Annotated in this window: 11 protein-coding genes; 2 read left to right on the top strand and 9 right to left on the bottom strand. The window is 67.9% G+C overall.

Annotated elements, in window-relative coordinates; genetic code table 11:
• The 6 genes from ACFXB5_RS49795 to ACFXB5_RS49770 all read right to left on the bottom strand — a co-directional run.
• On the bottom strand, positions 1-771 hold a 771-nt coding region (locus ACFXB5_RS49795), incomplete at its 3' end, for a carboxylesterase family protein (RefSeq protein WP_385221739.1).
• The gene (locus ACFXB5_RS49790) at positions 768-1,616 is read right to left on the bottom strand and encodes a carbohydrate ABC transporter permease (RefSeq protein ID WP_385221736.1); all 849 of its coding nucleotides are present in this window, start codon (positions 1,614-1,616) and stop codon (positions 768-770) included. The genes ACFXB5_RS49795 and ACFXB5_RS49790, both read right to left, overlap by 4 nt.
• A 29-nt stretch (positions 1,617-1,645) precedes the next feature.
• Complete coding sequence (locus tag ACFXB5_RS49785; RefSeq protein WP_385221733.1) at positions 1,646-2,566, bottom strand: carbohydrate ABC transporter permease; 921 nt, start codon at positions 2,564-2,566, stop codon at positions 1,646-1,648.
• A gap of 7 nt (positions 2,567-2,573) precedes the next feature.
• The gene (locus tag ACFXB5_RS49780) at positions 2,574-3,875 is read right to left on the bottom strand and encodes an extracellular solute-binding protein (protein WP_385221730.1); all 1,302 of its coding nucleotides are present in this window, start codon (positions 3,873-3,875) and stop codon (positions 2,574-2,576) included.
• A 1,365-nt stretch (positions 3,876-5,240) separates the two neighbouring features.
• Positions 5,241-5,990, bottom strand: coding sequence for a SpdA protein (locus ACFXB5_RS49775; protein WP_385221727.1), 750 nt, complete (start codon positions 5,988-5,990; stop codon positions 5,241-5,243).
• Between the two features lie 551 nt (positions 5,991-6,541).
• On the bottom strand, positions 6,542-6,868 hold the full coding sequence (locus ACFXB5_RS49770) for a hypothetical protein (protein WP_385221724.1): 327 nt from the start codon (positions 6,866-6,868) through the stop codon (positions 6,542-6,544).
• A 323-nt stretch (positions 6,869-7,191) separates the two neighbouring features.
• On the opposite strand from ACFXB5_RS49770, the gene ACFXB5_RS49765 reads away from it, so the two are divergent.
• A complete protein-coding gene (locus tag ACFXB5_RS49765) occupies positions 7,192-8,907 on the top strand; it encodes an IPT/TIG domain-containing protein (protein WP_385221721.1) in 1,716 nt (571 codons plus the stop codon).
• A gap of 82 nt (positions 8,908-8,989) precedes the next feature.
• Here ACFXB5_RS49765 and ACFXB5_RS49760 read toward each other — a convergent pair whose 3' ends face one another.
• Both ACFXB5_RS49760 and ACFXB5_RS49755 read right to left on the bottom strand, forming a co-directional pair.
• On the bottom strand, positions 8,990-9,187 hold the full coding sequence (locus tag ACFXB5_RS49760; RefSeq protein ID WP_385221718.1) for a hypothetical protein: 198 nt from the start codon (positions 9,185-9,187) through the stop codon (positions 8,990-8,992).
• Positions 9,184-9,474, bottom strand: coding sequence for a hypothetical protein (locus ACFXB5_RS49755; RefSeq protein ID WP_385221715.1), 291 nt, complete (start codon positions 9,472-9,474; stop codon positions 9,184-9,186). Before ACFXB5_RS49755 ends, ACFXB5_RS49760 begins: the two co-directional genes overlap by 4 nt.
• 168 nt (positions 9,475-9,642) lie before the next feature.
• On the opposite strand from ACFXB5_RS49755, the gene ACFXB5_RS49750 reads away from it, so the two are divergent.
• Positions 9,643-10,065, top strand: a complete 423-nt coding sequence (locus ACFXB5_RS49750; RefSeq protein ID WP_385221712.1) for a hypothetical protein — start codon at positions 9,643-9,645, stop codon at positions 10,063-10,065.
• 85 nt (positions 10,066-10,150) lie between these two features.
• Here ACFXB5_RS49750 and ACFXB5_RS49745 read toward each other — a convergent pair.
• On the bottom strand, positions 10,151-10,767 hold a 617-nt coding region (locus ACFXB5_RS49745), incomplete at its 5' end, for a transposase (RefSeq protein WP_385221709.1).

Below are 10,767 nucleotides of genomic sequence, written 5' to 3'. Positions count from 1 at the left end.
GTCCTCATCGCCCCGCCCGTGGGGCCCCCGCCCGCGGGGCGCTGCGGGCCCCACGCCGAGCCGGTCACCGAGCCGCCCAGCGAAGGAGCGCGCGGCGTCCGCGCCCACCTCGAAGAAGCCGCCGGACACACTGACCGCTCGGTGGAAGCGACCACTGCCGAGGGGCGAGGAGAGCAGCGCGAGCACCGCCCCGCCTCCCGCCGACTGGCCGGCGACGGTGACCCGGCCCGGATCACCGCCGAAAGCCGCGATGTTCTCCCGCACCCAGTCGAGCGCGAGCAGCAGGTCGCGCAGCCCGAGATTCGGGGGTACGCCGTCCAGCGGGGCGAACCCGTCGACGCCGAGCCGGTAGCCGGGCGTCACGGTGACGATTGAGTCGCGGGCGAAGGCGCGGCCGTCGTACCACGGACTGGCCGGACTGCCCGCGAGGAAGCCGCCGCCGTGGATCCACACCAGCACCGGGCATGACACACCGTTCGCGGGGGCGACCACACTCAGGTTCAGTACGTCGTCGCCCGGCACCGACGGCTCCGGAATGGTGGTCGTGGCGAACAGCGGCACGCGCTGCGAGGTGGCACCGTGCCGGGACGCGTCGTACGGCTGCGTGAACCGGCCGCGTGGCATCGGCGCCGCGAACCGCCGCGCACCCGCGGGTGCTTCGGCGAACGGGATGCCGAGGAAACGCCGTACCCCGCCGGTACGGCGGCCGATGACCGTACCCGCAGGAGCCTCCACCACGTCCACCACATCCACCACATCCACCACGGTCACCGCATTCCCGTTCCGGAGATGCCCTGCACGAAGTAGCGCTGCAGGAACAGGAAGAGGACGAGGACCGGCAGCATCACGACGATCGCACCGGCGAGCATCAGGCCGTAGTCGGTGACGTGCGCGGCGGCCTGGCTGGTGGCGGCGAGGCCCACCGGCAGCGTGTAGCTGGAGGTGCTCTGGGCGACGATGAGCGGCCAGATGAAGTTGTTCCACGAGTAGAGGAACGACATGATCGTTATCGTCGCGACGGCGGGGCCCGCCAGCGGCAGGAAGATCCGGAAGAAGATCCGGTACTCGCCCGCCCCGTCGATCCGGGCCGCTTCCAGCAGTTCGTCGGGGACCGACAGGGCGTACTGCCGCATGATGAACACGGACAGCGGCAGGGCCATGGAGGGCAGCGCGATACCCGTGAGGGTGTCCGCCAGACCCAGGTCGACGGTGATCACGAACTGGGTCACGAACACCGTGGTGAACGGCACCATCATCGCCGCCATGACCGCGCCGAACGCGATCCGCTTGCCCGCGAAGTCCAGCTTGGCGAGCGCGTAACCCGCGGCCGACGCCGCCACGATGTTGCCGGCGACGACGATGACCGCGACCACGATGCTGTTGACCAGGAACCGGCCGAAGCCCTCGGTCTGGAACAGCCGTACGAAGTTGTCGAGGGTGACGTGCCGCGGAAGCCAGGCGCCGGGGTCGGAGCGGATCTCGTCAAGGCTGCGCAGCGACCCGCTGGTCACCCAGACGAACGGCAGCATCGTGAGCAGCGCGCACAGCACGAGCGCGCCGTACAGCAGGGGACGGGCGACGGACCGGCGGCGCATGTGCGTCCGTTCGCCTGTCATCTCGGCATTCCGCGGAGCGGCGATGGTGGTCATGTGCGAGGCCTCAGCATTCGGAACTGGACGATGCTCACCAACGTCACGAGCAGGAGCATCACGAAGGACGCCGCCGAGGACACGCCGAACTCGCCGACGCCGAACTGGTGGTAGGTGTACAGCGCCGCCGACTCGGTGGAACCCAGCGGGCCACCGTCGGTGAGCAGATACGGCTCGTCGAACACCTGGAGATAGAAGACGGTCAGCAGCACCGACACCATCAGCGTGGTCGGCATCAGCAACGGCAGGGTGATGTGCCTGAGCTGACGCCACCGGCCGGCCCCGTCTAGGGAGGCGGCCTCGTACACGTCGTGCGGCACCGCCTGCAGACCGGCGAGGAACAGCACCATCGCGATGCCGAAGTTGCGCCAGACACCGAGGGCGATGACCACGGGCATGGCCAGGTGGGTGTCGTCCAGCCAGTTCGGCCCGGCGAAACCGACGGCACCGAGCACCTTGTTGACGGTGCCGTTGGCGTTGAAGGCGTACTGCCAGATCATAGCGACGGCCACGACGTTCGTGACGACCGGTGCGAAGAAGACGGTACGGAAGGTGCCGCGCAGCCGCCGGATGCCGGAGTTGAGCACGAGGGCGAGCGCGAACCCGATCCCCATCGTCAACGGCACACCGACGGCCACGAACAGGACGGTGTTGAGGATGTCCCGCAGGAAGCTCGGGTCCTCCAGCAGCCGGAGGTAGTTCTGGATTCCGGTGAAGTTGACGACGAGCGGATGCCGCAGGTCCGTGCCGCGCAGATCGGTGAGGCTGAACCCGAGCGCGGCGACGGTGGGTATCGCCGTGTAGAGGAGGAACACCAGGGCGAACGGTGCGAGGAACAGCCAGGCGACAGCCGTCCGCCGGGCGCCCCGGGGCCGACGCGCACCGCGCGGTGTCGTCGGCCCGATGGTGGCGGTCATCCGGGGATCACCCCTTGCCCGTGCCGAGACTCTCGGCGTACGCCTGGACGTTGGCAGCGGCCTTCGCGGCGGTCCCCTTGCCCTTGGCCACGGCTTCCATCTCCTTGCCCAGCCGGGTGGCGACCTGCTGCCAGGTGCTCACCTGCGGGAACGCCCGGGTGTTCTTCAGCTGCGAGAGGAAGGCGTCCAGCAGCGGCTGGCCCGCGATGGCCGGGTTGGCCCAGGCGGAAGCGACGGCCGGCAACGAGCTGTACGCCTTGTACTGCGCGACCTGGGTGCTCGGCTTGGAGATGTACCGGATGAGCTTCCAGGCCGCGTCCGCGTTACCGCTGTCGGCGAGCACGCCCCAGCTGCCTCCGGCGGAGAAGGAGACACTGCCCGACGATCCGGCCGGCAGGGGTGCGGTGGCGACGTTGGAGGCCGTCCAGCCGGTCTTCTTCGCGACCGCGTCGAACTGGCCGATGACCCATGGGCCCGTGATCATGCAGGCGGTCTTGCCTGAGACGAAGTACGGCTGCGCGTCGAGGAACGTGGGCCCGCTGGTGTCGGCGATGCCCGAGGTGAAGAACGACGCGTTGTACTTGATCGCGTCGACCATCGCCGGCGTGTCGAGCGTCCACTTTCCGCCGGAGGAGAGCGGCGAGCCGCCCGCCTGCCAGGCGTACATCGCGACGTCCTGGCCGTTGAAGACGTCCCAGCCGATGTCCGCCCCGAGCCCGTGCCCGGCGCCGGCGCGCTGCAACGCCTTGAAGAACGGCACCACGTCGTCCCATGTCGTCGGCGCCTTGACACCTGCCTTCTTGGCGAGGTCGGAGCGGTAGACGAGCGCGTAGGTGTAGGCGTACCAGGGCACCGTGTAGGCGACGTTCTTCACCACACCGGCGTCCCACAGGCTCGTGAAGAAGGCGGACGGGTCGACGAGGCCCTTCGGGACGGGCCGCAGGATGGACGGATCGAGGAACTGCGCCTGCGACTCGGGGAAGAACTGGGCGACATCGGGCCCCTTGCCCGCCGCGATCGCCGACTGGAGCTTGGTGTAGTACTCGGCGTTCGGGATCAGCGTGAACTTCACCGTGAGCTTGGGGTTGGCGGCCTTGAAGGGCTTGATGACCTTGTCGAGCACGTTGGCATCGCCCTGGGCAGCCCAGACGTTGACGGTTCCCTTGGCCGGGGAGTTGTCGACGGGCTTGGCGGTGGCGGCGGTCGCAGCGTTGTCACTGCCGCGACCGCAGCCTGCCAGGGCGAAGCTGCCGAGGAGAGCTGTGCCGGCGGTCAGCCGTAGGACACCGCGTCTGGAGGGGTGGGACACGCTGGGCTCCTGTCTCATGGGCGCTGAGCACAGTGGGGGATTTCGGGGAAAGTAGCGAATTCGGTCCCAGGGGACGTGATCGGCGTGATAGTGCCTTTACGGCGTGGCAGCGACCGTAGAGGTGGCGGGTTGCCGTGGCATCGCGGATCGGTCACAGTGAAATTTCGGAACTTGTAGCAAAATCCCTCTATGCCTCATCCGGGCTCCGCGCGGCCAAGCACATCTGTCAGGGCCCGGGGGCTTCGGTGCGTGCCAAGAGTCTCACCCGTACTGGCCACAGCCCTGCACTTGTCGGCAAGCTGCCCTGTCCGGTCCGGTTGCGGCACCCTGCCCGACCCGCGGCATACGACGTCCGCTCACGCAAACGGCCCCGGACGAGGAATCCGAGGCCGAGTGGGAGCCCTCCCCGGGGGAGAAACCCCAGGTCAGAGCGGTAACGCGTTGTGCCCCCCGAAGGGTCGCAACAACATCTGCCGCACCCTGGCGTAACCGGCCGCCGTGCCGTCATCACCCCTGGAGGGGTCGCAACAGGTCGGCGACGATGGATACGCGGCGTTCGCGCTTGGCGCCCGTCATCACCCCTGGTGGGGTCGTAACATCCCCATCGCCTCCGCAATTTCCCGCGGTCCGTGGGGGCGCCCGTCATCAACCCTGGTGGGATCGCAACGGACACGTCTGAGCATGGCAGACACAGCGCCTGCCTGCTGTCGCAGCCCTGCTGAGATCGAAAAGTGGACAACGCGACGACCGCCAACAAGGTCCCGGGGTGACATCAGTCCAGCAATATTCACAACGCCGACGCGGTGCTCTCAGTGCCGCTCGTCTTAGCACTCCACTCACCAAGCGAGCAGGAGAAATAACGGAACGCTTAAGTAGATGGAAACCCTCTAGGGCTGATTAAATACCCGGCAGCGGTCCCGCGGCGGATCCTTTCCAAGAGGTCGACATCGCCCTTGGTGGTTCGCGAAAGTACCCCCGCGGTGGCCGAACCGGGATCTTTATCGTTCTCGACCTCAAGGATTTCACGGAATTCAACCAGCGGTATCCGCCACCTGCTGGGCTAGACGATTAAGAGGTCACGCGGATAGATGAGTGAGCCCTGGGCGTCCAGGAGACTTGGTGTCCCTGCGGGGGGTGACCCAGGCCTCAGATAGCGATGGCCGCGTCGGCGAGGGCGAAGAACGCCGCGACGACGGCGTGGCGTGTTCATAGCAACGTTAGGGCGCTGGCAAATCCGATCGCTCGGCCTTCGGGTTGAGGACGCCGTCGATGGCGATGGTCCGGTTGGGGCGGGCATACCAGGCCAGCACGGTGCTGAGCCAATCATTGCAGCACCAGGCCCCAGTCCGCGGCAAGGCCGCCTAATTATGCAAGCGTTGGGCCTTCTTCTGCGCCATCTGCGCAATCAGGACCAGGTTGGGGACGAGTTGCCTTGTTCGTCAGATGACCGGTCCTTGTCGAGCGCACTACGGCGACCAGCATCCGGGATCTGACCGCCCCGACATGCAACCGCTTCCGCAGCGTCTCTGCTGAAATCGGCCGTTGATAAGTCTCCCAATGCCAGGCGTCTTCTGCCAGCGCACGTTCCAGAAGATCCTCCCCATCGGATCCGTGCTGAGTGCGATGGTCCACCTCACTCGAAGACAGAACGTTCATTTGCTTTTGATCAATGTTGATGCTCTCCGGCGCAATCATCGCCTCAGTCTGTTCCACAGAGCACTCCTGAGCTCCTTGAGACTCAGGTGATTTCTCACGGTCAAGACCACTGATGGCCTGCAGAAGTCCTGGCCCCACCTCGGCCCAACCGATCAACAGCAACGGCCCAACCGCGTCAAAAGCAGCTTTGCCGTTCTGGCCGGCAAGCAGCGGATCCGTCACGTTCAATGCCAAGGTCATCAGGCTGGAAAAGACCAGCAACCGACGTGCCGGCCGGAGCTGCTCCCGATTCGCACCCTGCAGCGCGAGGTATCGGGTGCCCAGCAGCAAGCCCAGCACAGAAAGATCCACCGCAGGGGCCACCAGGGGGGCCACCCACGGCGGCACGCCCAACCGGACTGCAAGAGTCCATACGTTGCCGAAGCCGAACAAGAACGTCAGCCCCACCACCGCGGCCATGATTAGTGTTACCGCGCGAAGAGTTACCTCCCGCTCCAAGGAAGCGTTCGTACCCCTGTTGGCATGTATCGACCCCTCACCAACCATTAGTCCGTCCCCCGCTGCGGCAGGGCGGCGGGCTCAAAACTCCCCTTGATCACCAGCCTGCCGACGAAATTCCGCAGGTGGGGACGACCATCCTTCTGTGTGGCGCCCTGCCGAAGGCACCAACCTGCGGTACACACCGGCAGGAGCATCTCCGCTTCGTCAGGCATTCGGCGACACCAGAGGTCGAGGCTCCCCCAGTCGCTTCTCCCTCGCGGCCCCCACTTCGTCTGAGCGATGCCCTGACCGAGCCGGCGGCGCTCTCTGGTCATGCGAAGGCACCCCCGCTCAGCGGGCTGGGAGGGGGTGCCAGCAAGCGGACCCAGTGCACAACCAGTGCACACTCGCGCGGGAACTCCCGGGAACTTCCAGGTAAACGCCCCCCCCAGTTCGCCACCGCCGCCCGCCGGGCCGACGGTGACGAGCACTGGAGCACCTGTGGTCCCTGCTCGACGCGGGCGCCGACATCAACGCCGCCAACCTCCGGTCAGACCCTCCTCGACCTGACCATCCGGTCGGACCCGTACCCCGAGCGTCAGATACACCTCCTGCTGGACCGGGGAGCCGTCAGCCGCGAACTCGCTGACACACACGTGGACGCACTCGTCGCCAGGCTGCCGTACCGCGACGAGGACCTCGCTGCGCATCCTGCGGAACCAGGTCCGCTTCCTCCTCACCACGGGCGCCCCGTACGACCACCCGTTGGACGCAATGCTCGCCACCGTCGCCCCGGCACGGACGGCAGGACGGCCCGCGAAAGCGCCCAGCACCATGTCGCCCACGGCCTGACCCACTACCGGGCGGTGGCGGACCAGCTGGCCACCTGAAGCCGCGGAGGCGCGGAGGCGCGGAGGCGCGGAGGTACCGACGGGCGCATGGTGTATGACCGGCGCACGCAATCCGCCCCGGCACGACGGCGCCCGACGACGGTCCACAGGGATAGGGCGGGGAAGCATCGTGCGCTCGGCTGTCCGGTTGATGTCGTCCGGTCGACGATTGTCATCCGTTTGACGCTGTGCATCACTGTGAGCAGGAGAACCGGCGGGGTGCCCTGGGCTTGCGTTCTTCGCCCGGGGCCGGACTTCTCGGCAGATTTGCCCTCGGAGAGGACCCCATCATGTTGCTCTTGGCCGATCCCCAGACCCTGTCGGCGACCGACGCCGTCGCACGGCGAAGCACCCTGCTGCTGACGCCGTCCGTTGCCACCATCCCGGTCGGCGGCTCGCCATTGGGCGTGACGCTGACCCCGGACGGGGGACGGGCGTACGTCGCGAACCAGTCCTCGGACGACATCAGCGTCATCGACACCGCCACGAACACCGTCACCCTGACCATCGCCGCGCCCGGTGGACCGAGCCTGCTGTCCTTCCCGCCGGACGGCACCCGCGCGTACGTAACCCTGTTCGACACCGGCGGCGTCGGTGTGATCGACACCGCCACCAACGTCCTCACGACAACCATCCCGGTCGGTGCCGGAACCGTCCAGGCCGTGTTCACACCGGACGGCACCCGCGCCTACGTCACGTGCCAGACCGCCGGTGTCGTCGGCGTCATCGACACCGCCACGAACTCGGTCACCACCACCATCACCGGCCTCAGCCTTCCGACCGGGGCAGCGGTCTCCCCGGACGGCACCCGGGTCTACGTGCCCAACGCCGGCGACGGCACCGTGGCCGTGATCGACACCGCCACCAACACCGTCAGCGCGAGCATCCTCACCGGTGACGTACCCATCCTCGTCGCCCTCACACCGGACGGCACCCGCGCCTATGTCAGCGTCGCCGGGGAGAACGCAGTCAAGGTAATCGACACCGTGACCAACACGGTGACCGCCGCCATCCCCGTGGGCAACGGCCCTCGTGTGGTGGCCATGAGCCCGGACGGGACCGCCGTCTACGTGGCCGATCTCAGCGCCAACACCGTCACGGTGATCGACACCGCCACCAACACCGCCGTCGACAGCATCCCGGTGGGCAACAGCCCGATCGGCGTCGCGGTCTCCCCGGACTCGTCCCGCCTGTACGTCACCAACAGCGCCGACAACACCGTCAGCGTGATCGCACTGACCCTGATGCCCGGTCAGGGCACCACCGGGGGCGGGACCATCGTGACCATCCGCGGTCACAACCTGGCAGCCGCCACCGCGGTGCACTTCGGCGGCGCCGCGGCCACGATCCTCTCCAACACCGCGACCTCGATCACCGTCAGAACCCCGCCCGGATCGGGCGCGGTCCCGGTGACGGTCACCACCCCCGGTGGTACCGCCGGTTTCGGCACCTTCGTCTACCGCCCCGCCCCGCTGCTGTCCGGCATCAGCACCACCAGCAACCCCTATGGAGGGGCAGGACCCGCGATGGGTCCGGTCAACGGCGGAGGCACCGCGGTCATCACCGGAGTCAACCTCTCGGGCGCCATGGCCGTGCGCTTCGGCTCCCGTCAGGCCGTCATCCAGTCCGTCACCGACACCGCGATCACCGTCACGGTCCCCAGCGCCTCCGCCCCCGGCCCCGTACCGGTCACCGTCGTCACACCCGGCGGAACCGCAGGCGGTCTCACCTTCACCTACGTAGCCGGACCCACCGTGTCCGGTGCGGTCCCCACCACCGGACGCACCGCCGGGGGCACCGACGTCACCCTCACGGGCACCGGCCTGGCCACCACGGACCAGGTCACCTTCGACGGCGTCGTCGCTCCCTTCACCGTCGTCTCCGACACCACGGTCACCGCCATCGCCCCGCCCCACCCCGCCGCCGACAACATCACCATCACGGTCACCACCCTCGGCGGCACCACCTCCTGGAGCGGCTTCAGCTACCAGGACCCCACCATCTGACGTGTCCGAAGGCCGCTCTCCACGGCCGATCCCGTCCGCGCCGGCCCCGAACCGACTCCATGCCGTCGGCTCGGGCGGGCTGTCATCGCTGCCCCCTGACGGGGACGTCGCGGGCCAGGGAGGTCTGCTCGAACGGGTCGCGCTGCTTCGGGAAGCTCGCGGCGCATTCGCCCGGGCGGGCGTAGACGACGCCACCACCGGCACTCGCGCCGTACCCGATCGCGACGACGACCGGCCTGCCCGTCGGCCGCTGACAGCGAGCGCAGATCTGGATCGTCACCGGCCCACCGCCTCCTCGGCGGCGACCGCCCGGGCCATCGCCAGGCGCCGCAGGTGAGGATCGGTGGTCAGGCGTCCATCAGGGCCCGCCGGGATCCGCCAGTGCAGGCGCGGACCCTCCATCCAGTCCGTCGGCGGCACACCGACGTAGGTGACCTCGGCACCGTGCGTGCCGAGAGCGTGGATGCCCTTGTGGAGACGCCTCCAGTACTGGGCGTGACCCGAGGGGATGAACCAGTACATCAGGCCGTGGTCAGCGATGACGGCGCCGGACGCGTCGCCGAGCAACTCCAGGGCGCGTTCGCCTAGGGCGTGTTTCGGAAGTGGATCTCGGGACGGCTCGACATCTGGGCGAGTATGTCTGCCTCGCAAGATCGGCAGCGGTCGGTTGGCAGGTGCTGGTAGTAGTCGGCCATGGCAGGAGATCTGTGGACGCCCGCGGTTTCGATGGTCGGTGTGGCTGTGGGAGGTGCGCTGACGTATCTGACCCAGCGCACAACGCAGCGGGCGGCCGACCGGGCCGAGGAACAAAGACGAGCTGCGGCGTTGGCGGAGGAGCGACGTGCCGAGCAAATCAGGACCGTGCTGGAGTTCGTCCGGTTCGCCCTGGAGACCGAGGGCGTGGCTCATGCACGACCGCCCCAGTGGGAGGTCGGTGATGAGTGGTACCGGACGGCCAGGCCGACCATCGACGGCCTGCGCATATCCGAGAACGGCGTCCATCTACTGTGCGCCTCCGGCCTTCACGCACCGACGACCGCCTATGCCCGCGCCTTGAATCAGGCGGTCTGGCAAGAGGGGGCCGGAACGAGCCTGGCCGAGCGCCTGGAGCCGTTCAAGGCGGAGTTCCTCGCTGCCGCACGCCGCAGCTTGAGCTGACATCGCAGGTCACAGCCACTCGTTGATCGCGACTACCAAAACGGTCGCCTCGTAGCGCACGGCCAGCTTGATGCCCCTATGGATGTCAACGAGCGGGCATTGGTGCTGCGGATCGCCTTCTGGATGTGAGGAGGGCCTGGTAGATCTCGCGAGCGACGTAGCGTTTGAGGCAGCGGATGGCTTCGCGTCGTGTCTTGCCCTCGGTGACCCGTCGTTCCACGTAGGAACGGGTGCGTGTGTCCCAGCGCAGGCGGGCGATGACGATGGTGTGGAGCGCTGAATTGGCCTGGCGGTCGCCGCCGCGGTTGAGCCTGCGTCGCTGGGTCTTTCCGGACGATGCCTCCACGGGACTGGCGCCGCAGAGAGCGGCAAACGATGCCTCGCTGGCCAAGCGGTCGGGGTTGTCGCCAGCTGCTGTCAGCAAGGCAGCAGCAGTATCGGGACCGACGCCGTAGAGGCCCAGCAGGTCGGGCGCGCAAGCGCCGATCGCGGTACTGATTCGGGCCGTGAGGTCGTTGATCTCCTCGGTGAGGTGCAGGATCCGCCTGGCCAGCAACCGCAGCGTGTGGCGGGATGCCACCTGCGGCCCCGTGCCCTGCGCCGGCCCCAGCTGCGAACACCGGCGGATAAGTTTGGGGTTGCTCAGCCCGGCCAGAGACTCCCGAAGCGCCGGGTCAGCCGCCACGAGAACGGCCTTGAGCT

It is taken from the genome of Streptomyces sp. NPDC059455 (assembly GCF_042750115.1).
GTDB lineage: Bacteria > Actinomycetota > Actinomycetes > Streptomycetales > Streptomycetaceae > Streptomyces > Streptomyces endocoffeicus.
This window is presented reverse-complemented; position numbering and strand designations above follow the sequence as displayed.

Excerpts from the sequence above, each read along its gene's own strand:
- ACFXB5_RS49790 (WP_385221736.1), bottom strand. The coding sequence starts at position 1,616 with ATGACAGGCGAACGGACGCACATGCGCCGCCGGTCCGTCGCCCGTCCC.
- ACFXB5_RS49785 (WP_385221733.1), bottom strand. The coding sequence starts at position 2,566 with ATGACCGCCACCATCGGGCCGACGACACCGCGCGGTGCGCGTCGGCCC.
- ACFXB5_RS49775 (WP_385221727.1), bottom strand. The coding sequence starts at position 5,990 with ATGGCCGCGGTGGTGGGGCTGACGTTCTTGTTCGGCTTCGGCAACGTA.
- ACFXB5_RS49765 (WP_385221721.1), top strand. The coding sequence starts at position 7,192 with ATGTTGCTCTTGGCCGATCCCCAGACCCTGTCGGCGACCGACGCCGTC.